At 60.8% G+C, this 21,391-nt stretch carries 30 protein-coding genes; 16 read left to right on the top strand and 14 right to left on the bottom strand.

Annotated features, from left to right (window positions below; genetic code table 11):
• The first annotated feature begins 10 nt into the window (after window positions 1-10).
• From ASD32_RS28355 to ASD32_RS31045, 3 genes are all read left to right on the top strand, one after another.
• Window positions 11-631 (top strand): TIGR00730 family Rossman fold protein, encoded by a 621-nt coding sequence (locus ASD32_RS28355; RefSeq protein WP_082546975.1) that lies wholly within the window; start codon window positions 11-13, stop codon window positions 629-631.
• 113 nt (window positions 632-744) lie between these two features.
• Complete coding sequence (locus tag ASD32_RS28360; RefSeq protein WP_060641361.1) at window positions 745-981, top strand: hypothetical protein; 237 nt, start codon at window positions 745-747, stop codon at window positions 979-981.
• Between the two features lie 68 nt (window positions 982-1,049).
• Window positions 1,050-1,202, top strand: a complete 153-nt coding sequence (locus tag ASD32_RS31045) for a type II toxin-antitoxin system RelE/ParE family toxin (protein WP_348270756.1) — start codon at window positions 1,050-1,052, stop codon at window positions 1,200-1,202.
• 92 nt (window positions 1,203-1,294) lie between these two features.
• On the opposite strand, the gene rarD is transcribed toward ASD32_RS31045, so the two are convergent.
• A complete protein-coding gene (gene rarD, locus ASD32_RS28370) occupies window positions 1,295-2,233 on the bottom strand; it encodes an EamA family transporter RarD (RefSeq protein ID WP_060641362.1) in 939 nt (312 codons plus the stop codon).
• Between the two features lie 241 nt (window positions 2,234-2,474).
• Here rarD and ASD32_RS28375 point away from each other — a divergent pair, with 241 nt between their 5' ends.
• The 3 genes from ASD32_RS28375 (at window position 2,475) to ASD32_RS28385 (ending at window position 5,152) form a co-directional block, all read left to right on the top strand.
• On the top strand, window positions 2,475-4,460 hold the full coding sequence (locus ASD32_RS28375) for a bifunctional 2',3'-cyclic-nucleotide 2'-phosphodiesterase/3'-nucleotidase (RefSeq protein ID WP_060641363.1): 1,986 nt from the start codon (window positions 2,475-2,477) through the stop codon (window positions 4,458-4,460).
• A 108-nt stretch (window positions 4,461-4,568) separates the two neighbouring features.
• The gene (locus ASD32_RS28380) at window positions 4,569-4,856 is read left to right on the top strand and encodes a type II toxin-antitoxin system ParD family antitoxin (protein WP_060641364.1); all 288 of its coding nucleotides are present in this window, start codon (window positions 4,569-4,571) and stop codon (window positions 4,854-4,856) included.
• Window positions 4,853-5,152: a type II toxin-antitoxin system RelE/ParE family toxin gene (locus tag ASD32_RS28385; RefSeq protein WP_060641365.1), complete on the top strand. Its 300-nt coding sequence runs from the start codon at window positions 4,853-4,855 to the stop codon at window positions 5,150-5,152. The genes ASD32_RS28380 and ASD32_RS28385 overlap by 4 nt, the downstream gene beginning before the upstream one ends.
• Window positions 5,153-5,161: 9 nt before the next feature.
• On the opposite strand, the gene cimA is transcribed toward ASD32_RS28385, so the two are convergent.
• From cimA to cysS, 8 genes are all read right to left on the bottom strand, one after another.
• Complete coding sequence (cimA, locus tag ASD32_RS28390) at window positions 5,162-6,775, bottom strand: citramalate synthase (RefSeq protein ID WP_060641366.1); 1,614 nt, start codon at window positions 6,773-6,775, stop codon at window positions 5,162-5,164.
• A 217-nt stretch (window positions 6,776-6,992) separates the two neighbouring features.
• Complete coding sequence (pip, locus tag ASD32_RS28400) at window positions 6,993-7,952, bottom strand: prolyl aminopeptidase (protein WP_060641368.1); 960 nt, start codon at window positions 7,950-7,952, stop codon at window positions 6,993-6,995.
• Between the two features lie 35 nt (window positions 7,953-7,987).
• Window positions 7,988-8,458, bottom strand: a complete 471-nt coding sequence (locus ASD32_RS28405; protein ID WP_060641369.1) for a GFA family protein — start codon at window positions 8,456-8,458, stop codon at window positions 7,988-7,990.
• A gap of 1 nt (window position 8,459) precedes the next feature.
• Window positions 8,460-8,954, bottom strand: a complete 495-nt coding sequence (locus ASD32_RS28410; protein ID WP_060641370.1) for a GFA family protein — start codon at window positions 8,952-8,954, stop codon at window positions 8,460-8,462.
• Window positions 8,951-9,433, bottom strand: coding sequence for a GFA family protein (locus ASD32_RS28415; protein ID WP_060641371.1), 483 nt, complete (start codon window positions 9,431-9,433; stop codon window positions 8,951-8,953). The genes ASD32_RS28410 and ASD32_RS28415 overlap by 4 nt, the downstream gene beginning before the upstream one ends.
• The gene (locus tag ASD32_RS28420; protein WP_244490298.1) at window positions 9,430-9,852 is read right to left on the bottom strand and encodes a type II toxin-antitoxin system VapC family toxin; all 423 of its coding nucleotides are present in this window, start codon (window positions 9,850-9,852) and stop codon (window positions 9,430-9,432) included. The genes ASD32_RS28415 and ASD32_RS28420 overlap by 4 nt, the downstream gene beginning before the upstream one ends.
• A complete protein-coding gene (locus ASD32_RS28425) occupies window positions 9,849-10,103 on the bottom strand; it encodes an AbrB/MazE/SpoVT family DNA-binding domain-containing protein (RefSeq protein WP_244490299.1) in 255 nt (84 codons plus the stop codon). The genes ASD32_RS28420 and ASD32_RS28425 overlap by 4 nt, the downstream gene beginning before the upstream one ends.
• A 56-nt stretch (window positions 10,104-10,159) precedes the next feature.
• Window positions 10,160-11,551, bottom strand: a complete 1,392-nt coding sequence (gene cysS, locus ASD32_RS28430) for a cysteine--tRNA ligase (RefSeq protein WP_060641452.1) — start codon at window positions 11,549-11,551, stop codon at window positions 10,160-10,162.
• A gap of 413 nt (window positions 11,552-11,964) precedes the next feature.
• On the opposite strand from cysS, the gene ASD32_RS30425 reads away from it, so the two are divergent.
• Window positions 11,965-12,102 (top strand): hypothetical protein, encoded by a 138-nt coding sequence (locus ASD32_RS30425; protein ID WP_200953657.1) that lies wholly within the window; start codon window positions 11,965-11,967, stop codon window positions 12,100-12,102.
• Window positions 12,103-12,106: 4 nt separating this feature from the next.
• On the opposite strand, the gene ASD32_RS28435 is transcribed toward ASD32_RS30425, so the two are convergent.
• From ASD32_RS28435 to ASD32_RS28445, 3 genes are read right to left on the bottom strand one after another with little or no spacing between them, the layout of a single operon-like run.
• Complete coding sequence (locus tag ASD32_RS28435) at window positions 12,107-12,886, bottom strand: SOS response-associated peptidase (protein ID WP_060641373.1); 780 nt, start codon at window positions 12,884-12,886, stop codon at window positions 12,107-12,109.
• Window position 12,887: 1 nt separating this feature from the next.
• On the bottom strand, window positions 12,888-13,574 hold the full coding sequence (locus tag ASD32_RS28440; RefSeq protein ID WP_156383407.1) for a nucleotidyl transferase AbiEii/AbiGii toxin family protein: 687 nt from the start codon (window positions 13,572-13,574) through the stop codon (window positions 12,888-12,890).
• The gene (locus ASD32_RS28445) at window positions 13,571-13,840 is read right to left on the bottom strand and encodes a hypothetical protein (RefSeq protein ID WP_244490300.1); all 270 of its coding nucleotides are present in this window, start codon (window positions 13,838-13,840) and stop codon (window positions 13,571-13,573) included. Before ASD32_RS28445 ends, ASD32_RS28440 begins: the two co-directional genes overlap by 4 nt.
• Window positions 13,841-13,953: 113 nt before the next feature.
• On the opposite strand from ASD32_RS28445, the gene ASD32_RS28450 reads away from it, so the two are divergent.
• The 9 genes from ASD32_RS28450 (at window position 13,954) to ASD32_RS28490 (ending at window position 20,005) form a co-directional block, all read left to right on the top strand.
• Entirely contained in the window at window positions 13,954-14,391 is a 438-nt protein-coding gene (locus ASD32_RS28450; protein WP_162252714.1) for an NUDIX domain-containing protein, read from the top strand.
• A 54-nt stretch (window positions 14,392-14,445) separates the two neighbouring features.
• On the top strand, window positions 14,446-14,868 hold the full coding sequence (locus ASD32_RS28455; protein WP_082546968.1) for a TIGR02301 family protein: 423 nt from the start codon (window positions 14,446-14,448) through the stop codon (window positions 14,866-14,868).
• 126 nt (window positions 14,869-14,994) lie between these two features.
• Window positions 14,995-15,264 carry a hypothetical protein gene (locus tag ASD32_RS28460; RefSeq protein WP_113004128.1) on the top strand — a complete coding sequence of 90 codons (270 nt, stop codon included), beginning with the start codon at window positions 14,995-14,997 and terminating at the stop codon, window positions 15,262-15,264.
• Window positions 15,265-15,276: 12 nt separating this feature from the next.
• Window positions 15,277-16,026 carry a hypothetical protein gene (locus tag ASD32_RS28465; RefSeq protein ID WP_060641375.1) on the top strand — a complete coding sequence of 250 codons (750 nt, stop codon included), beginning with the start codon at window positions 15,277-15,279 and terminating at the stop codon, window positions 16,024-16,026.
• 73 nt (window positions 16,027-16,099) lie between these two features.
• Window positions 16,100-16,939, top strand: a complete 840-nt coding sequence (locus tag ASD32_RS28470) for a folate-binding protein YgfZ (protein WP_060641456.1) — start codon at window positions 16,100-16,102, stop codon at window positions 16,937-16,939.
• The gene (locus ASD32_RS28475; RefSeq protein WP_082546969.1) at window positions 16,936-17,544 is read left to right on the top strand and encodes an HD family hydrolase; all 609 of its coding nucleotides are present in this window, start codon (window positions 16,936-16,938) and stop codon (window positions 17,542-17,544) included. The genes ASD32_RS28470 and ASD32_RS28475 overlap by 4 nt, the downstream gene beginning before the upstream one ends.
• A 1-nt stretch (window position 17,545) precedes the next feature.
• The gene (locus ASD32_RS28480) at window positions 17,546-18,085 is read left to right on the top strand and encodes a tyrosine phosphatase family protein (protein WP_060641377.1); all 540 of its coding nucleotides are present in this window, start codon (window positions 17,546-17,548) and stop codon (window positions 18,083-18,085) included.
• On the top strand, window positions 18,075-19,052 hold the full coding sequence (locus ASD32_RS28485) for an NAD regulator (RefSeq protein WP_156383408.1): 978 nt from the start codon (window positions 18,075-18,077) through the stop codon (window positions 19,050-19,052). Before ASD32_RS28480 ends, ASD32_RS28485 begins: the two co-directional genes overlap by 11 nt.
• A gap of 125 nt (window positions 19,053-19,177) precedes the next feature.
• A complete protein-coding gene (locus tag ASD32_RS28490) occupies window positions 19,178-20,005 on the top strand; it encodes a mechanosensitive ion channel family protein (protein ID WP_082546970.1) in 828 nt (275 codons plus the stop codon).
• 24 nt (window positions 20,006-20,029) lie between these two features.
• Here the strand turns inward: ASD32_RS28490 and ASD32_RS28495 are convergent, their stop codons facing one another.
• Together ASD32_RS28495 and ASD32_RS28500 are read right to left on the bottom strand one after the other, a co-directional pair.
• On the bottom strand, window positions 20,030-20,515 hold the full coding sequence (locus ASD32_RS28495; RefSeq protein WP_244490305.1) for a superoxide dismutase family protein: 486 nt from the start codon (window positions 20,513-20,515) through the stop codon (window positions 20,030-20,032).
• A gap of 132 nt (window positions 20,516-20,647) precedes the next feature.
• Window positions 20,648-21,379 (bottom strand): sulfite exporter TauE/SafE family protein, encoded by a 732-nt coding sequence (locus ASD32_RS28500; RefSeq protein WP_060641458.1) that lies wholly within the window; start codon window positions 21,377-21,379, stop codon window positions 20,648-20,650.
• Window positions 21,380-21,391 lie beyond the last annotated feature (12 nt).

Below are 21,391 nucleotides of genomic sequence, written 5' to 3' on the forward strand. Positions count from 1 at the left end.
TCTTTATGCCATGAGTGAGCAAAATACCCCGATTCGATCCATTTGTGTCTATTGCGGCTCCCAGCCGGGGCGCGATCCGTCCTTCATGGAAGCCGGCCGGATTCTTGGCAAATCCATCGCCGAAAATCATCTTCGCCTCGTCTATGGCGGCGGCACGAAAGGCATCATGGGCGCCGTCGCCAGTGGCGTTCTCTCGCATGGCGGCCGTGTTACCGGCATTATACCAGAATTCCTGATGGATATGGAGGCCACCCGTCATTCGCTGGGACAGCTCAGCGAACTGATCGTCACACCCGACATGCATGAGCGCAAGCACAAGATGTTCGAGCGCTCGGATGCCTTCGTCACCCTGCCGGGCGGCATTGGCACGCTGGAGGAAATCGTCGAGGTGATGACCTGGGCGCAGCTCGGCCGCCACCGCAAGCCGATCGTGCTGGTCAACATCAACGGTTTCTGGGATCCGCTGATGAAGCTCATCCACCACATGGCCGACAGCGGCTTCATCCACACCGCCCATCTCGTCCAGCCGCTGGTCATCGATAAAGCCGAGGAAGTCGTGCCGGCACTTTTGGCCCATTGGGCAAGCCAGGTCGACCGCGACGGCGACGACGGGATCATCGCTAAGCTGTGATGCATTCGGCCCGGACGGCATATGGTATGCTCTTCGGGCCGGTTTCTGCAGAGTTGATCGCTTGGACGCAGCGTTGTATTCTACCGGCGATAGTGAGCCGGGACCATCATTCCATGAGCGACAAGAACGTCATTTCCGAGGACCTCAGCCGCCGCATCGACAAGCTGGCAGCCCGCTCTGCCCTGACGCGCCAGCAGATCATCGAGGATGCCTTGTCGCATGGCCGCTCTCTTGCCTGGCAGGAAAAGTGGATCGAGGGCGTGCAGGACGGCATCGAGGATGCTGACCGCGGTAACTTTGCCAGCGCCGAAGACATCGCCGCCGTTCTCAACAGATACGACGCCACGTAAACGGCGGTGCGGATCGTATGGACGAAACGCTACCTGCTGGAGCTGGCCCGCATCGGTGATACATCGCGATGCATAACCCACGAGCTGCCAATCGCATCGTCAACGACATCCACTCCAAAACGCATGGCCTGCTCTCCAACAATCCATTCCTCGGCCGCCGGGGGGAGATCGTGGGCACACGCGAACTTGTCATCCCCGGCACGCCGTACATTGTTGCTTAACGGGTTGAAGACACACACATCGCAATTCTCTTCGTCCAGCACGGCGCGCGGGAATGGCCGGAGGACGCATAAGCAGCGCGATCCGTGGTTCGCTACTCGGCCGGATTTGGCACGTTTGCCCGGCGGGCGCGGCTTTCCATGATCATCGATGTCGAATAGACGGCCAGCGCCGCCCAGATCAGGATGAAAGCGATCAGCTTCGATGTGCCGAAGGGCTCGTGGAACACGAAGACGGCGATGATGAAGATCATGGTCGGGGCGATATACTGCATGATGCCGATGGTGGAGAGCCTCAGCAGCTTGGCGCCATTGGCATAGATCATCAGCGGCACCGCCGTCACGACGCCGCAGGCCAGAAGCCAGCCGACATCGGCCCAGCCGGTATCGGTGAAATGTCCCTGACCGGTGAATTCCAGATAGGCGATATAGCAAAGAGCGGGGATGCTGAGCAGCAGCACTTCCAGAAAGAAACCCTGGTTGGGGCCGACGGGCAGCGTCTTGCGGAAGAAGGCATACAAGCCCCAGGATAGCGCCAAACTAATGGAAACCCACGGCAGGCCGCCCGCGTCAAATGCAAGGACGACGACGGCGATGGCGGCGAGAACGATGGCGACGATCTGCGCCGGATTAAGCTTTTCCTTCAACAGGACCGCGCCGAGGAAAATCGAGAATAGCGGATTGATGTAATAGCCGAGAGCCGTTTCCAGCGCCCGCCCTGCCCCGATCGCCCAGACATAGATGCCCCAGTTGATGGTGACCAGGATCGCCGTCAGCATCGCCATCTTCAGCATGCGCGGGGTGCGCAGCGCCACCCTGATATCATCGGTGCGGCCAAGCAGGATAAGCACGGCGCCAGCCAGCGGCACGGACCAGACGATCCGGTGGGCGACGACCTCGGATGCCGGAATATGCGCGACGGCCTTCATGAAGAACGGCAAGACACCCCAGAGCAGATAGGCAGTCAGCGCAAAGGCAAACCCGCGCGGGGAATCGCCATTGTGCACCGCTGGTGTTTGTTTCGCGTCAGACATGGCGTTTCATCCCGGTACGGCCGCCCAATGGCAGCTCTCAGTCGTTGTGGCCGTCGTACTCCAAAGACCATTGATCAACCAATTCATTTCCGTGAACCTTAATACAGCAAAGCTGACAAAGCGTTGTCAGGAGATCGTGACGGAACCTTGCGGGATACGCCAGATTTTACGGGGTGCATTCCACGGTGTGGCGCTCTACGGTCCCGCAGGCAATATCCGGTCAGACGAAGGAACTTCAAAGATGTCATCCATCCCTGCGCTCCATCCGATCACACGCCGCTCGCTTCTCAGCGGTGCCGCAGCCACCTCTGCCCTCATCCTGCTGCACCCCTTTGCTGCGCGCGCGGCCGCCAATCAGGCGCATCTGCGCATCATGGAAACCACCGATATCCACGTCCATGTCTTTCCCTACGACTATTACGGCGACAAGCCGAACGACACGCTGGGCCTTGCCCGCACCGCCTCGATCATCGACGCGATCCGCGCCGAGGCTGGCAATTCCTTCCTCGTCGATAATGGCGATTTCCTGCAGGGCAACCCGATGGGCGACTACATGGCCTATCAGCACGGCATGAAGGAAGGCGATCTCCATCCGGTCATCAAGGCGATGAATGTGCTCGGCTACGAGGCGGGAACGCTGGGCAATCACGAGTTCAACTATGGCCTCGACTATATGTTTAAGGTTCTGGGCGGGGCCAATTTCCCGTATGTCTGCGCCAACCTGACGAAGGGCCAGCTTGCCGCCAATCCGAAGGACGACGACCTGTTCTTCAAGCCCTACACGATCGTCGAAAAAACCATTACCGATGGCGCCGGCGCCGCAAGCGAGCTGAAGATCGGCATTATCGGCTTCGTGCCACCGCAAATCATGCTGTGGGATATCAAAAATCTCGAAGGCAAGGCACAGACCCGCGATATCGTTGAGGCCGCCAGGGCCTGGGTGCCCGTCATGAAGGAGCAAGGCGCCGATCTCATCATCGCGCTTTCGCATTCCGGCATCGATGGTTCGGGCCAGAGCGCCCGGATGGAGAATGCCTCGCTTTATCTGGCCGGCGTCGAGGGTATCGATGCGGTCTTTACCGGCCACCAGCACCTCGTCTTTCCTGGGCCGAAAAGCTTTGACGGCATCGAAGGGGTCGATCCCGTCAAGGGGACGCTGCTTGGCAAACCGGCCGTGATGGCCGGCTTCTGGGGTTCGCATCTCGGCCTCATCGACCTGCTTTTGGAAAAGGACGGAAACCGCTGGAGGATCGCCGATTTCACCACCGAGGCGCGGCCGATCTATCACCGCGAGGACAAGAAGGTGATTGCCGACGTGCCCGACCGCGCCGATATCCTCGCGGCCGCGAGCGCCGAGCATGAGGCGACATTGGCCTATGTCCGCACGCCCGTCGGCAAGACCACGGCCCCGCTCTATTCCTATTTCGCGCTGGTGGCCGACGATCCCTCCGTGCAGATCGTCTCCAATGCCCAGACCTGGTACATCAAGGACATGCTGAAAGACACGGAATACAAGGATCTGCCGGTGCTTTCGGCAGCGGCCCCCTTCAAGGCGGGCGGACGCGGCGGCGCCGATTATTATACCGATGTGCCCGCCGGCGATATCGCCATCAAGAACGTCGCCGATCTCTACCTCTATCCCAATACTGTGCAGGCCGTGGTCATTACCGGGGCGCAGGTGAAGAACTGGCTGGAAATGTCGGCCGGCATGTTCAACACTGTCGCCTCCGGCGAAAAGGACGTGGCGCTCCTCAATACCAGCTTCCCCTCTTACAATTTCGATATCATCGACGGCGTCACCTACCAGATCGACCTGTCGCAACCGCCCAAATATGACGGTGACGGCAGGGCCGTGAACCCGGATTCAAACCGGATCCGGAACCTCTCGTTCGAGGGTAAGCCGATCGACCCAACACGCAAATTCGTTGTCGCCTCCAACAATTATCGCGCCGGCGGTGGTGGCAAATTCCCGGAGATCGCCGCCGACAAGGTGGTGTTCGCCGCCCCCGACACCAACCGCGACGTGATCGTCCGCTACATCATCGCCGAAGGCACGATCAACCCGTCCGCCGACGGCAACTGGAGCTTTGCGCCGGTAAAGGGCGCTACGGCAGTGTTCGAGAGTGGTCCGAAGGCGCGCGGGCTGATCGGGGATGTGAAGGGCGCAAAGATCGAGGATGCGGGCGACGGCGCCGACGGGTTCGCGAAGTTTCGGTTGGTGTTGTGAGGTGAGATGACGTCCTCGCTCAGGATCGACTTCGCTTGTCTTGAGAAGAGCGCTGCGTAGGATTAAATCGTGCGTTATGATAGGCTGCAGAAAATGCGGAGATGATCCATGCGAACAACACAATCTCTCAGTATCACCCTGCCGCTCGAAATGGCCAAAATGGTGAAAGACAAGGTCGCGTCCGGTGAATATGCCACCGAGAGCGAGGTCATTCGAGACGGCCTTCGAAGTTTGGCAGCCAGAGATGCCGCGATCGAGAAATGGCTGCGTGAAGACGTCGTGCCTATCGCGCAGCAGATAAAGAGCGATCCTGGCAGCGCCTTATCGCCGCAAGACGCCTGGAAGCGGTTACAGGCACATATGGATTCCCCCAGAAAGGGAACCCGCTTGCCGTGAACTATGCGGTCTCCTTCGCCCCGACTGCGACAGCTGATCTCGAAGAAGTCTTCGATTACATTGCAGGGAATTCAGGCGAGCAAATTGCGCGCAACTACGTGGCTGAGATCTACCGGTATTGCCTCGGCCTCGACACTTTTCCGCATCGTGGCACGGGCCGGGACGATCTTTTGCCCGGCCTGCGTCTCGTCGGTTTCAAACATCAAGCAACGATTGCTTTTCTCATTGAAGATACAAATGTGTTCATCATCCGCGTCTTTTACGGAGGGCGCGACATTCGATTCTCAGACGAATAAAAACGCTCCCTACTCTGCCGCCGCCAGCCCCGCCTGATCGCGGTTCTTCAACAGCTTGAACACGATCGAATCCATCAGCGCCTGGAAAGACGCGTCGATAATGTTGTCGGAAACGCCTACCGTCCACCAGCGGGCGCCGGTGCCATCGACGGATTCGATGAGGACGCGGGTGATGGCCTCGGTGCCGCCGTTGAGGATACGGACCTTGTAGTCCACCAGTTCGAGATCCTCGATCTCCGACTGGTATTTGCCGAGATCCTTGCGCAGCGCAAGATCCAGTGCGTTGACGGGGCCGTGGCCCTCGGCGACAGACATGGTGGCCTCACCATCGACCGAGACCTTGACCACCGCTTCCGAGACGGTCTTCAGGTTGCCATTGGCATCGAAGCGCCGTTCGACCATGACGCGAAAGCTTTCGACATGGAAGAAATCCGGCACCGAGCCGAGGATTCGCTGGGCCAGGATGGCAAAGCTCGCGTCGGCGCCCTCATAGGCATAGCCGGTCGCCTCGTTTTCCTTGACGATGGAAATCAGCCGGTCGAGCTTCGGGTCGTCCTTGGAGACGGTGATGCCGCGGCGTTTCAGCGCGTTGATGAAATTGGCCTTGCCGCCCTGGTCGGACACCATGACCTTGCGCAGGTTGCCGACGCTTTCGGGCGTCACGTGCTCATAGGTGCGCGGGTCTTTCAACAAAGCTGAGGCGTGGATGCCGGCCTTGGTGGCAAAGGCAGACGCGCCGACATAGGGCATCTGGTGATCCGGCGAACGGTTGAGAAGCTCGTCGAAGGAATGCGACAGTTGGGTCAGTTCCTGCAGCCGGTCGGCATCGATCGCCGTTTCGAAACGGCTGGTATAGGCTTCCTTCAGCGCCAGGGTCGGGATCAGCGTCACCAGATTGGCATTGCCGCAACGCTCGCCAATGCCGTTCAGCGTGCCCTGGATTTGGCGCACGCCTGCCTCGACGGCGGCCAGCGAATTGGCGACCGCCTGGCCCGTGTCGTTATGCGCATGGATGCCGAGATGGGCGCCGGGCACGCCATGGGCAATGACGGCCGTGACGATTTCGCGGATTTCCGGCGGCTGGGTGCCGCCATTGGTATCGCACAGAACGATCCAGCGGGCGCCGGCATCATAGGCGGTTTTGGCGCAGGCCAGCGCATAGGGCGGATTGGCCTTGTAGCCGTCGAAGAAATGCTCGCAGTCGATCATCGCTTCCTTGCCGGAGGCAATGACAGCCTCGACCGAGGACTGGATCGATTCGAGATTTTCCGCGTTGGTGCAGCCAAGTGCGACGCGGACGTGATAGTCCCAGCTCTTGGCGACAAGACAGATCGCATCGCTCTGCGCCTGCAAAAGGCTTGTCAGCCCTGGATCGTTGGAGGCGGACACGCCGGCGCGCTTGGTCATGCCGAAGGCGACGAAACGGGCTTTCTTCGTGCGCTTTTTGCTGAAGAATTCGGTATCGGTCGGATTGGCACCGGGATAGCCGCCTTCGACATAATCCATGCCGAAATCATCCAGCATCGCCGCAATCGCGATCTTGTCCTCGACGGAAAAATCAATGCCCGGCGTCTGCTGGCCATCGCGCAGCGTGGTGTCGAAGAGGTGGATGCGTTCTCTCATTGCAGCATCTCCCTCAAAGGAGCGCTCTGAGTTTGCCGCAACATACCCCCCTCTGCCGGCGACGCCGGCATCTCCCCCTCAAGGGGGGAGATCGGCCGCACGCTTTGCGCCTCTCCAACGGAAACGAGGGAAAAGGATAATCTCCCCCCTTGAGGGGGAGATGTCACGACGTGACAGAGGGGGGTAAGCCGCAGCACACTCAAATCCATCATGTCGATCACACCTTCCCGGCAAACCGGTCCGTCGCCCGGATCAGCTGGTCGAGAATGCCGGGCTCGGAATAGGCATGCCCCGCGCCTTCGATCAGGTGGAATTCGGCTTCCGGCCAGGCCTTGTGCAGCGCCCAGGCATAGGTCGCCGGGCATGGCATGTCGTAGCGGCCGTGGATAATGACGCCGGGGATGCCGTGGAGCTTGTGCGCATCGCGCAACAGCTGCCCCTCGTCCAGCCAGCCGGCATTGACGAAATAGTGGTTTTCGATGCGGGCAAAGGCGTGGGCATAGTCTTCCTGCTCGAACGGCGTCGAGGTCGAAGGCTCCGGCAGAAGCGTGATCGTCTCGCCCTCCCAAATGCTCCAGGCCTTGGCGGCGGCAAGACGGGTCGCGCGGTCATCGCTGGTCAGGCGCCGGTGATAGGCAAGCATCATTTCATGGCGTTCATTTTCCGGGATCGGCGCCAGGAAGCGTTCCCATTTGTCGGGGAACATTTGCGAGACGCCGAACTGATAGTACCAGTCCAGCTCTGCCTTGGTCAGCGTATAGATGCCGCGCACGACAAGCTCGGACACGCGCTGCGGATGCTTCTGCGCATAGGCCAAAGCCAGCGTCGAGCCCCAGGAGCCGCCGAACACCAGCCATTGCTCGACGCCGGCCATCTCGCGCAGCCGCTCGATATCATCGACCAGATGCCAGGTGGTGTTGGCGTCCAGTTCCGCATGCGGCATCGACTTGCCGCAGCCGCGCTGGTCGAACAGCGTGACGTCATAGAGCTTCGGATCGAACAGCCGGCGATGGCTGGCCGAGATCGTGCCGCCGGGGCCGCCATGCAGAAAGACGGCGGGCTTGGCCCCCGGCGTGCCGGACTTTTCCCAATAGACCATGTGGCCGTCGCCAACGTCGAGATGGCCGGAGGCATAGGCCTCGATTTCAGGATAGAGCGTGCGGAAAATTTCGGTCATGCTGTCTGCTTTCAGGGGAATTGCGGGCGTTTCAATCAGGCATCGGGAAATTGCGGCCAGACCTGCGTATCGTGGTCAGGGTGCTGGAAGGAGATGATCTGCTCCTGCTGCATGTAAAAGTCGGGGTCCTCATGCACCGGCTGGTCGAAGATCGTCGTCACCCAGGCATTGCGGGCGGCGAAATTGACCTGGATCTGCGGCGCGAGATCGCTGCGGTCATCGAAGGCGCCGATGGCGATTTCCAGTCCGCCGGGATGTTTATAAGTCAAGGGCGTGCCGCAGGCGGCACAAAAGCCGCGGGCAATATTGATGGAAGACTGGAAATAGGTGGGCTCGCCGCGGGTCCATTCCGTCTCGCCCTTGGCGGTGACAAGGGGGCTGAAAAAGCCGCCGAAGGCCTTCTGGCACATACGGCAATGGCAGATCGACGGGCGGCCGAGCGCACCATGGATCTTGAAGCGAACGGCGCCGCACTGGCAGCCCCCGGTTCTCGTTGTCTCTGTCATGTCAGTCCTCCGATGGCCAATGTTGCGTATCGTAGTCGGGATGCTGCCGGTTGGATTCCAGAATGGCAATATGCCGCTCCGCGCTCGCACCGCTGCCGTCATCCGTTTCTGTGCCCGGCAATCCCGAAAGGTGCGAAAACCACGGCATGCGCGATTCGACGCCGGATTGGGTCAGTGGTCGTACATCATAGGGATCATCGAGCGAGCCCAGCACGATATTGATGAAATCGGCTTCCGGCACATCGTAAAACAGCGGTGTGCCGCACAGAAAACAGAAACCACGCCGCACCAGATGCGACGAGCGGAACCAGCCCGGCGCGCCACGGGTGATGGAGAAGCTGACGCGCGGCACATTGGCGAGTGGCATGAAGTAGTTGCCGGATGCCTTCTGGCACATGCGGCAGTGACAGAGATGCGGATCTCCAAGCGTTCCCTGCGCCCGGTAACGCACCGCGCCGCACTGGCAGCCGCCGGTATAGATGCGGCCGATGCTCATTTTTGCTCTCCCGGCGGCCATGTTTCCGTATCGTGGTCGGGATGCTGATAGGAGACGAGATCGGCGAGGAACGATGTGGCATCCTGATCGGCCATAGTGTCTTCGCCCGGCAGTTGCGGGATGTGGTCGGCATAGGGCAGCTTGGCCTCGATGCCCCACTGAATCACCGGCACGATACCTTCCGGCCTGTCGAAGGCGGCGATGGTCAGCGCCACGCCATCCGGCGCTTCATAGGTGAGCGGCGTGCCGCAATCGCTGCAAAAGCCGCGTGATGCAGCATTGGAAGACTGGAAGCGTTTGGGTTCGCCGCGTGTCCAGGACAGCTTTGCCTGGCGGACGGAAACCAGCGGCAGATAGAAATTCCCCGCAGCCTTCTGGCACATCCGGCAATGGCAGACGGAAGCGTCGCCAAGCTCACCCTCGACGCGGAAGCGCACGGCGCCGCATTGGCAGCCGCCGGTATGGACGGGACCGGTCATGGATGCTCCTCCGCCGCCAGCCAGTTTTCGATGGTCAAACCCTCGACCCGCGAAAATTCACGGGTGTTATCGGTCACCAAAACGAGTTCCAGCGCACGGGCATGGGCTGCAATCAGCATATCCATCGGGCCAATAAGATTGCCGCTGCGACTGAGCTGATCGCGAATTTCCGCGTAATGTACGGCAGCGGCCGCTTCATAGGCGATGATGTCCAACCGTTCCAGCGTGCTTTCCACCAACGACGACAACCGTTCCGATCCTCGCTTGACTGCGCCATACCGCAGCTCTGACGCCACGAGCGCGCTGACACACAACGTGTCACTTCCAACGTCTCTGACACGGCTCACCACTGCGCCTTCGGGAACGCGGATCATGTGCGACACGATATTGGTATCCAGCATGTAGCGCCACGTGCTCACAGCTCGACGTCCTCAACCGGCAACTGCCCGTCATCGACATCCGGAAACTCTTCATCCCAGGGTTCTATCGTGGCCAGCCATTCCAGCAAGCCGCTCTTCTTTTTCGGCTCGATGATCAAGCGGTCGCCTTCCTTGCGCATGATCGCCTCGTTTCCCGGCAGTTCGAATTCCACGGGAATGCGGACGGCCTGGTTACGGCCGTTGCGAAAGAGTTTGACCTCGCGTCCCTCATCCACATGGATCACAGTCATGACAGGCTCCTTCAGCATAGGCCTCAGCATATGCCTTGATTGTCAGCAACACAAGGTCAGCGCTTGACCTCCCACGCCGTGACCCGTTCTCCCGTTTGAGCATCCTTGCCGTCCTTGAGCTGGATGCCCTTGGCGGCGAGATCGTCGCGGATTTTGTCGGCTTCGGCGAAGTTCTTGGCCTTCAGCATTTCAAGCCGCATGGCCACCAGCGCGTCAACGGCCGATGCTACCGCGCCATCAACTTCCGTCTCCTGCGGCAAAACACCAAGCAAAGCCGCACTTGCGGCGAAAACCGGCAGCACGGACGGGTCGGCATTGGCGGCGGAAGCCAGTGCATGCAGGGCCTGCACCGCTGCGACCGTGTTGATATCATCGGCCAGGGCGGTGAGCACGGACGCATCCGGGGCGGCATCGCCGGGCTTTCCCGCAGGCCACTTGGCCAGCAGGCGCTCGGCCTCCTCCAGCCGCTTCATCGAAAAATCGATCGGTTCGCGATAATGCGTCATCAGCATGGCCAGGCGCAGCACTTCGCCCGGCCATTTGCGGCCGCCAAAATTCTCCGTGTGCAGCAGGTCATGGATGGTGACGAAATTGCCGTCCGATTTCGACATCTTGCGGCCTTCGACCTGCACGAAGCCGTTGTGCATCCAGACATTGGCCATCACTTGGGTGCCATGGGCGCAACGCGACTGGGCGATCTCGTTTTCGTGGTGCGGGAAGATCAGGTCCAGCCCGCCGCCATGGATATCGAAGGTTTCGCCGAGATAGCGCTGGCTCATCGCCGAGCATTCGATATGCCAGCCCGGACGCCCCCTGCCCCATGGGCTTTCCCAGCCGGGCTCATTGTCGGACGAGAGTTTCCACAGCACGAAATCCTGCGGGTTCTTCTTGTGCGCATCGACGGCGATGCGGGCGCCGGCCTGCTGTTCTTCGAGATTGCGCTTCGACAATTGCCCATAGTCCGCCATCGAGCGGGTATCGAACAGCACGTCGTCACCCGCCGCATAGGCATGGCCTTTGGCAATCAGCGCCTCGATGATCTCGATCATCTGGGCAATATTGTCGGTGGCGCGCGGCTGCACGTCCGGCTCCAGCGTGCCGAGAGCCTTGGCATCGTCCAGAAACTGCGTTTCGGTCTTTTCGGTCACCGCCCGGATGGCGTCGTTCAGCGGCAGGTTGGGGAAATCCCGCAGCGCCCGCGCATTGATCTTGTCGTCGACGTCGGTGATGTTGCGGGCATAGGTCACATGGCTTGCGCCATAGACATGGCGCAGCAGCCGGTAGAGCACATCAAAGACGATGACCGGGCGGGCATTGCCGATATGGGCGAAGTCATAGACCGTCGGGCCGCACACATACATGCGGACATTGCCGGGATCGATCGGCGCAAAGACCGCCTTCTCCCGCGTCAGCGTGTTGTACAATTTCAATTCCGGCAGTCCGTCCATTCCAATCTCCCCTTCCGCATAGGACCGAATCACGCAGGCGCCCGGCTGGACCATCGCGTTGTCATCTTGATTTTTGGGAGACGAAAACGGCCAGGCCAGCGTTGGGGCTAGCGAATAATAATCCGGCAGATAATGCAGATAACCGTTTTCATGGGGTGCTTTATCGCGCTTCGATCGGTTCCGGTCAAGAGGTCAGCCGCGCTCCAGCATCTTATAGTCTGATAGTGGATAGTTCGTCATTGTTTTGTCATGATTGAGCTTATCTGGAGACGCCGGATGTCCGGGGATACAGGGCTTTGAGCACTTGCACATTAAAGCCTGTTTCCTGGGGCACAATAAGGAACGCCGTTCTGATGCAAACCACTTGGAACGAAGCGTAACCGCTTAGGGAAAGCATCTGAGGAGACTTTGAAATGCCTGCTACAAAAACCGAAGGGAACAGTCCGCGAGCGGCGGCCAATCTCGTCGAGCAATACCGTCCGCTCGGCCTCAAGGCCGTGCTTGCCGCCGCGCTGCAGATCAAGCCGAAGCCGGTGAAAAAGCCAGCCTGATCGCTCAAAATAGCGAAAGCTGCGGATCTGCAGGCGGGTCTTTCGGCTTTGCGGCGGACGGCTTTGCTTGGGGCCGTTCAGCCACATGCACCGGCGTCTGAAGATCAGCGCCGGTATTAGCCACTTTGTTGACCCGGTCCGACACGGGGATGACGTCGAAATAATCGTCATCGGCCGGCGACAGCAAATCAGCGACATCGCGCGGTTCCTGCGTCCTGCAATCAAGCCAGCGGGCAAAATCCTCCGGCTTGATCACCACCGGCATGCGGTCGTGCACATCGCCAATTCTCGCATTGGCATGTGTCGTCAGGATGGCGCCGGTATCGACTTCAGATCCGTCCGGCGAAGACCAGGTCTCCATCAGCCCGGCAAAGGCGACGATGCCGCCGTTTCTCGGTTTGATCCAATAGGCCTGCGACGCCTCTTTGCTGTCCTTCGAATGCCGGTGCCACTCATAGAAGCCCGAGGCCGGGATCAACACCCGCCGGTGACGCATGGCCGCCTTGAACGAGGCCTTTTCAGCCGCCGTTTCAGCGCGTGCATTGATCAGAAGCGGAAAATCACGCGGATCCTTGACCCAGGACGGCGTCAGCCCCCAGCGCACCAGAAGCGCACGGCGATCCGGCAAATTACTGCCCGGCCTTTGGCGCTCGCCGGACATGACGACAAGGATCGGCTGCGTCGGCGCAATATTGTAGCGCGCCGGAAAATCTTCTTTTTCAAGAATTGCGAACCGTTCCCCGACCTGTTCCGGTGCCGCCGTCAGCGCAAATCGACCGCACATCTCAGGTCCCCATCCCGGCTAAAAGGCTTTTACCGGCAATTTCCACATCAGGAATTGTTTTTACGGCGCTTGCCGCATTGACAAGCACGAGCCGTTCCTGTCGCGATAGCTGATGAAGGTCACCACCCTCAAAATAGGTCATCGCCTTCAAGCTTTCACTCGGCTGGAACGATAACCCGTAGAGAGCCCTCGCGCCACCAAGCGCATGTGCCAAATCCTCGCCTGCGGTGATCAGGGCAGCGATATCCCGATAGTCCTTCGTTTCAATACGCTGAAGCAGGACTTTCACCTTGGTCGCGAATAGATCAAGGATCGATGCAACAGCCAGGACGCCGTCCTCTGTGAATTGCGGAATGTCCAGTCTGCCTGTCCGAACAGGGCCAAAGAAGGATATTTTTACAGGTGCCTCTGCCTGGCCCGATACAGATGCAAGCACCGTGAGCGCATTTGGTTCATGCTGAACGACGGTGGCTGTCCTCAGAAACGGCATAGCGTCATAAAGTGCGTCAAAATCCAGCGTCTTCTCTATGAAGAAGTCAAAATCGATGGATTGCCGGTGTCCAAGACGCAGCGCAATTGCCGTTCCGCCGTAGAGGACAAAACCCAGCTTTGCCGCAGGCCGAAGCAGCGGCCAGATGGACTGCTGCTCAAAAGGCAATGTCTCCAGATGAGGAATGAGAGCAGTCACACAAATCTCCGCGAGGGCAGTGGCGGCACCTGGTCGATATCGGCAATACCGAGCCGGTAATGCCAATAGGTCCAGGAACGCGGCGTGAATTGTCCGATCTCGGCCCGGTTCAGAACCTCGACCAGCATATCGTTTCCGGCCAAGGCTTCGAGACGCTGGATGTCTTCGAAATCTCCGATGTTCATGACCTGCGCGATGACGCGCTCCGGCTGATCCGCCGCATCGCTTGGGGATTTCCACCAGATGTATTTTTGGGCGAGGAGCATAAGGCCCTCCCGATCTATCCTGCGTGCCGTCATATCCATGCTCTTGCTTCGCTGGCTCTGATTGTATTTGGTTGATCAGCCGGAATATATACCAGCATATAGGAATTGCTTCGATGAAAGACGACATGAGCCCGGCCGCTCCCCAACTTGCCTCATCCGCCATCCTCGAACGGGACGGACGCTATCTGCTGGTGCGCCGCGCCAATCCGCCTTCGGCCGACATGTATGCCTTTCCCGGCGGCCGTGCCGAGGCTGGCGAGACACCGGCACAGACGGCCGTGCGCGAGTTTCAGGAAGAGACCGGCATTTTGCCGCGCAATCCGCTGCTATTTCAGACCTACGACCTGCCCGCCAACATATCCGACGGGGCGGGTGCACGGCATTTCTTTCTTTCGGTGTTCAGGGTCGAGGCCGATGCCTTGTCGGTTGCGATCGCCGCCGACGATGCGGCCGATATCGGCTGGTATACGGCCGATGAGATCTTTGGCCTGCCAATCCCCGACAGCGTCCGGGAATGCGTGGAAAAACTCGAAGCCCTGCGCCAGCCATAACAGCCGCGCCAAAATCCGCTTGCCCTTGGGCGTGATTCGGGGCTTGAAAGGACCATGATCCGTTTTCAAGCCGCACGATCGTATCTTCTCCTGGCTTTTGCCTGTTTGCCGCTTATTGCGCAGGCGCAGACCGTTGCGCCATCGGAGACGCCTGCTACCGCCACCGAGAAGCCCGCACCCTATGATGCGCGCCTGTTGCGCCTGTCGGAAATCCTTGGTTCCGTTCACTATTTGCGCACGCTCTGCAAGGATCCGGCCGCCGATGGCTGGCGGCAATCGATGCAGGAATTGCTCGACAAGGAGGCCAAGGGCGAAGCCGGGCGGCGGGCACGCATGACCGCTGCGTTCAACCGCGGCTACCGCACATTTGCCTCGGTTTACACGGCCTGCACGCCGCCGGCCGTCGTTGCCGACGAGCGATACCGTGCCGAAGGAGCAACACTTGCGTCAGAAATAACCGCCCGCTTTGGAAATTAACGATAAATTAACCTCTTTCTTCAGGAGCCCGTGTCGTTTTGGGAAAAGGCTGCTAAGGTTGTTAAGAGAGTGGTAAGAAGTGGCATCTCCCTTGAGTCTGGTGTCAAGTAAAGAGCGTGAAACGGCATGGAACGAATGATGGAACCCAGTCTGAATGACATCGACGACATGATTGTTCATGAGAAGATGCAGGCAGCCCTGGAACACCAGAATGAGGCCTGGGCGGATGGCATGGCAGACGGTATCGAACCTGAAATCATTGCCGATGCTGCCATTGCGCTTGCCATGCGTGAAACGATCCGCCTTCATGGCGAAGACGGGGCCGAGGCCATGCTGAATTCGCTTCGCGAGCGCATGCTGGCCGGTGAATTCTCGCCGGAACGCACCCTGCAGTAATTCGAGGCCATCATGGAACGTCAGATATCAGCATGCCGGATGCGTGCGGTTCGCCTTTCCGCGTTGTTGCTCGCCAGCCTTTTTTCCTTCTCCCTGCTCACGCCGCCTGCCGCTTTTGCGCTGAGCGAATTGAAGCAGATCCCCGGCGAAGTCAGCCAGGACCAAAAGGCCAAGGACGTTCCGGCCGAAGAAAAGCCTGCCGAAAAAGTGCCGATGCAGATCCCGATGCCGGATCCGCTGGTCAACAAGCCCGCACGCACGGTCAAGGATGACACCGTCGACGATCAGCCTCCTGCCGGCCCTGTCGAAGTTTTGTCGGACGTTTCGAAAATCCCCCCCGCCGTCGCCCGGATGCGCGAACTGATCGTGGAAGCTGCCGCCTCCGGCGATATCGAGCGCCTGCGCCCCCTGCTCGGCAAAGGCCCGACCCAGACCCAGGTCGGCGAGATCGATGCCGATCCCATTGAGACGCTGAAGGGCCTGTCCGGCGATCCGCAGGGTATCGAGATCCTGGCGATCCTGCTTGACGTGCTCTCGACCGGCTTCGTGCTCACGGAAAAGGGCACGCCCGACGAAGCCTATGTCTGGCCCTATTTTACCGAAAAGCCGCTGGCATCGCTGACGCCGCCTGAAAAGGTCGATCTGTTCCGGCTGGTGACAGCAGGCGATTTTGCCGAGATGGAAGAAGGCGGCAACTATAATTTCTACCGCGTCGGCATCACACCCGACGGACAGTGGAAATTTTTTGTCGCCGGCGACTGACGTCTCACGCAAAGCGCTTGCCGCGACGCTTGCGAAATCCTACCTGTTTGACCTGATGAACAGGACAAATGCCATGCAGCCCGCCACCCTTCAAGATCGTGCCGTGATTACCGTGTCGGGACAGGACGCGCAGGACTTCCTGCAGGCGCTGATCACGACCGATCTCGACCTTCTCGAGGATGCCGAAGCCAGGCCGGGCGCGCTCCTGACCCCGCAGGGCAAGATCCTCTTCGATTTCATGGTCACGCGCGACGGCACAACAATCCGCCTGGAAACCGGCACCGAGCAGGCCGAGGCGCTGTTGAAGCGGCTGACCATGTACAAGCTGCGCGCGCCCATTTCGCTGGCGCTTACCAATCCCGCCGATGTGACCATCCGCTTCGATGCGACCCCCGGCGCTTACGCCGATGCGCGCTTTGCCAAGGCCGGACAGGCCGTCTACCGCGTCTATGGACCGGCTGGAGACACCTCGGGCGCCGGCGATTACGACCGCCTGCGCATCTCGAACGGCATTGCGGTGTCGGGTGCCGACTATGCGCTGCAGGACGCGTTTCCGCATGACGTGCTGATGGACAAGAACGGCGCGCTGTCGTTCAAGAAAGGCTGCTATGTTGGCCAGGAAGTTGTGTCGCGCATGCAGCACCGGGGCACCGCGCGCCGCCGTGTCGTGATCGTCGCGGCGGAAACGGCACTGCCGGAAACCGGCACCCCGCTCACCGCCAAGGGCCGCTCGATCGGCGTGCTTGGCAGCGTTATCGGCGGCTCGGGTTTGGCGATCGTGCGCATCGACAAGGCTGGCGAAGCCATCGCCTCGGGCGAGCCGATCCTTGCCGGCGATGTCGCGGTAACGCTCACCCTGCCCGCCTGGACCGGGCTCGATTTCCCGACCGAGGCCGATGAGGCCACCGCCTGATGTCTGCCCGGGCCTGGCAGCGCATGCTTTCCGGACGGCGGCTCGATCTGCTTGATCCCTCGCCGCTCGATGTCGAACTGTCCGATATTGCCCATGGGCTGGCCCGCGTTGCGCGCTGGAACGGCCAGACGAATGGCAACCATGCGTTTTCCGTTGCCCAGCATAGCCTCGTTGTCGAAGAAATCTTCCGCCGCCAGTTTCCCTGCACGGCCGACGACTGCCAGATGGCGCTGCTGCACGATGCCCCGGAATATGTGATCGGCGACATGATCTCGCCGTTCAAGGCGGTGGTCGGTGGCGGCTACAAGGTCGTCGAAAAACGGCTGGAAGGCGCGATCCACCTGCGTTTCGGGCTTCCCGCTACAACGCCTGCCGAGCTGAAGACCCGGATCAAGAAGGCCGACCAGATCGCCGCCTATTTCGAGGCGACCGTTCTGGCCGGGTTTTCGCTGAGCGAAGCCCGCAAATTCTTCGGCCAGCCGCGCGGCATTACCCGCGAGATGATCCTGATCGATCCGCTTCCGGCCCTTGAGGCGCAAAAGCTGTTTGCCGAACGGTTCGACGCCATCGAGGCGGAACGGTCGGCTTTGCGGGCGGTGCCGTGAGATGCCGGTGATCGTCGTCTCGCCCCTGTCGCGTATCGCCGAGATGGCCGTGCGTCACCGCGCCTGCGAAATGATCAGCCTGATGGCGAAGGAGCAGAGCTTCCATCGCCCGGCGGTGATTGCGGCCAGCCGTCATCTGCTTTTGGGCATGAACGATATTACCTTTGCCGGAAATGCCGCGTTGGTGGCGCCGGGCGAAGAGCATGTGCTGGAGATCATCGACTTTGCCAGGCAATGGGACCGGTCGGCGCCGCTGCTGATCCATTGCTGGATGGGGATTTCGCGCTCGCCAGCGGCAGCCGTCATTGCTGCGCTCGCGGTCGCGCCCGATCAGGACGAGACGGAGCTTGCGCTGCGCCTGCGCGCCGCCTCTGCCTATGTCACGCCCAATTCCCGGCTGATCGAGATTGGCGACCGGTTGCTGTCGCGCAATGGCCGGCTGGTGGCTGCGATCAAGGCGATCGGCCGTGGGGCCGATACGGATGGCAATGTGCCCTTCATCTTTTCCCCCGTGCCGGAGCCCGCCGTTCATGCCGGCTGAGCGGACCGCCGCCGTCGAGATCGGCCTTAATGCGGCGATCGTCGCCGTCACCAGCCGTTCGCCGCGCATTCTCGCCGTCAGCGACGAGCATGGAAACAGCCGCGACGGCCTGCCCTTCGGTCCGTTCGATCCCGCCCGTCATCGGACGTTCGAAACCAGTCTGCGCGACAGCGTCGAACAGCAGACGGCGCTCGACCTTGGTTATATCGAACAGCTCTATACATTCGGCGACCAGGGCCGCCACCGCATGGCCGGCGACAGCAGCACCCATATGGTGTCGGTCGGCTATCTCGCGCTCACCCGCACCGATGCGGAAAACAATGCACGGCTGGCCGAGGCCGGCGCCCATTGGCGCGACTGGTACAGCTACCTGCCCTGGGAGGACTGGCGGCAGGGCCGGCCTCTCCTGATCGACCAGCTTATTCTTCCGGCGCTGCGCCAATGGGAACAGGGCGGGCATCAGGAGGAGCGCCTGGGACTGCCGCAGCGGCGCACCCGCATCCGCCTTGCCTTCGGGCTCGACGATTTCCCATGGGACGAGGAGCGCGTTCTGGAGCGCTACGAGCTTTTGTATGAGGCGGGTCTTGTCGGCGAAGCCATCATCGACGGACGCGCGGCACCGGGCAGTACACCACCGCTTGGCCTGACCATGCGCCACGATCATCGCCGTATCGTTGCCACCGCCGTGGCGCGGCTGCGCGGCAAGATCAAATACCGGCCGGTGATCTTCGAACTGATGCCGCCGGAATTCACGCTGACGGACCTGCAGGCGACGGTCGAGGCGATTTCCGGGCGGCATCTGCACAAGCAGAATTTCCGCCGCCTGGTCGAGGGTGCCGAGTTGGTCGAACCGACCGGCATGCTGACGGCTGCGACCGGCGGGCGGCCCGCAGCACTCTTCCGCTTTCGCCGCCAGATCCTCGACGAACGCCCCGCACCAGGGCTTAGAGCCTCGTACGGTAAATGAGACGCATTGATCGTACGAGGCTCTAAAGTCGGCGGATGATGACGCAAAGCCGGTCATTTCAGGGTTGACCCATCCGCCCTGCGCTCCATCTCCCTCCCCTTCGAGCATGACAAGGGAAAGGCACGATGGAACAACAGGCAACGGACGTCATCATCGCGACGCGCACGGCGCTGAGCCAGGCAAGCGCGCTCGCGGTTCAATATTCCTTCTCGACGTTCGGGGCGGTCATCCTGCTGTTCCTCGGCTGGGTCATATCGCGCGTTTTGCACAATTGGGCCTATTCCGGGCTTTCCAGGGTCCATGGCATCGACGAGACGCTGGCACGGTTCTTTTCCAACATCGTGCGGTACGCAATCCTCCTCCTCGTCTTCATCACTGTTCTCGGCCAGTTCGGAGTCCAGACGGCCTCGATCATCGCGGCATTGGGCGCCGCAGGCCTCGCCGTCGGACTGGCGCTGCAGGGAACGCTGCAAAATATTGCTGCTGGCATCATGCTTCTCGTGCTGCGGCCGTTCCGGGTCGGAGAATCGATCGAGACCCCAGCGGTGACCGGCACGGTCACCGAAATCGGCCTGTTTGCCACGGAACTGCGTACAGCCGACGGTCTCTACCGGCTGGCGCCGAATTCGACGCTCTGGAATGTACCCGTTACCAATTACAGCCGCGAGCGGTTGCGCCGTCATGATCTGACAGTGGTGATCGGCAATGATGAGGATCTGGACGCGGCGCAGGCCACTCTGCTGGAGCTTGCCAAGGACCATCCTGCAATCGAGCAGGCGCCCGCCCCCTCGACCTTCATTGCCGACCTCAGCAAGGACGGCACCTCTTTGACACTGCGTTACTGGGTTGCGACCGGACGCTGGTGGGCGACGACACGCGAGATGCTGCGGGCGGCAAAACGCGTCTTCTATTTGCCGGAGCAGCCCGGCGAGGAGGAACCGGCAGCGGTGTAAGCCGGAGCCTCGCCGGTCAGCCGGTTACTCGATGACGGCGCAGGCGAGCCTGTCGCCGGCATCGCCGGACGGCTGGCTGCGATTGTCATCCGACTTCGCATGCACCATCAGAGCGCGGCCGCGAATGCCGTTTTCGGCATTGTCGAGCACCACCATGCTGTTGAACACCTGCGCGCGCATGACGCCGTCCGCGCCAACATACTGATTGGGCATATCGCCGGCATGCGGGCCATTCGCCGCGAGGAAACCGTGTTCGGTCTCGCCGGGATTGAAGTGTTTTCCGGCTGATTCGTGATTGTGGGCCGCGTCGCATTTGCCGGTTTCGTGCACATGGAAGGCCACCCATTTTCCCGGCGGCAGGTTTGTCACTTCCACCTCGATCAGCACACCGTTCTTGCCCTGCGTCAGCGACGCACGTCCGGTTTCCTTGCCGTCCTTGCCGACGAAATTGGCGACCGCGGTCTGCGATGACGATTGTGCAAAGGCGGCACCCGTCGTGACGAGAACCATGGCGAGTGTGGTGATCAGGCGTTTCATGAGAGAGTCCTCCGGTGGGGTGATGTCCTCAAGATGCAACGCCTGATGACGCCGGCGGTTCCATCATCAACCGCAGCGCACCTCTCGCTTGCAGCAAACGCCGGATCAGAAAATCCGCACCGCCGATGTGGCGATGATGATAAGCGCAACGGCAATCATCAGCGGCCGCACCGGCAGGTGCTTGACGACAAGCGCGCCGATCGGAGCCGCGAGCACACCACCAAGGACGAGACCGATGGCGGAGCCCAGATCCGACCAGCCGAGCGTCATCACGAACGTCGCCGAAATCGTCAGGGTGACGGCGAATTCGGTGAGACTGGTGGAGCCGATGACCTTTTTCGGATCATGGCCACGGCCGATCAGCGAGGTCGTGACGATCGGTCCCCAGCCACCGCCGCCGGCCGCATCCAGCGCGCCGCCGCCAAGACCGATGAACGGCACCGCCCAATCACGGACCTCGCGCAGCCACAGCGGCCGGAACGCCTTGAACAGGATATAGACGCCGACCAGCACCAGATAGGCCGAGACGAACGGCTCGATCATCTCGCCATCGACATTGGAGACGCCATAGGCACCCAGCGCCCCGCCGATCATGCCGGCCGGCGCTAAGCGCGCAACAAGGCGCCAGTCGATATTGCGCTGGTAGGTATGGGAGGCGCCGGAGGCGGCAGTGGTGAAAATCTCGGCGATATGCGTCATGGCGCTCGCCGTTGCCGGCGGCATGCCGACGGCGAGCAGACTGGTGGTGGACAAAAGACCAAAGGCCATGCCGAGCGCGCCATCGACCAATTGCGCGAAAAAACCGATGACGACGAACATCCAGAAATCTGCCGGCACGAACAATCCTTC

Source organism: Rhizobium sp. Root483D2 (assembly GCF_001426685.1).
In the GTDB taxonomy this organism is placed as follows: Bacteria; Pseudomonadota; Alphaproteobacteria; order Rhizobiales; family Rhizobiaceae; genus Pararhizobium; species Pararhizobium qamdonense.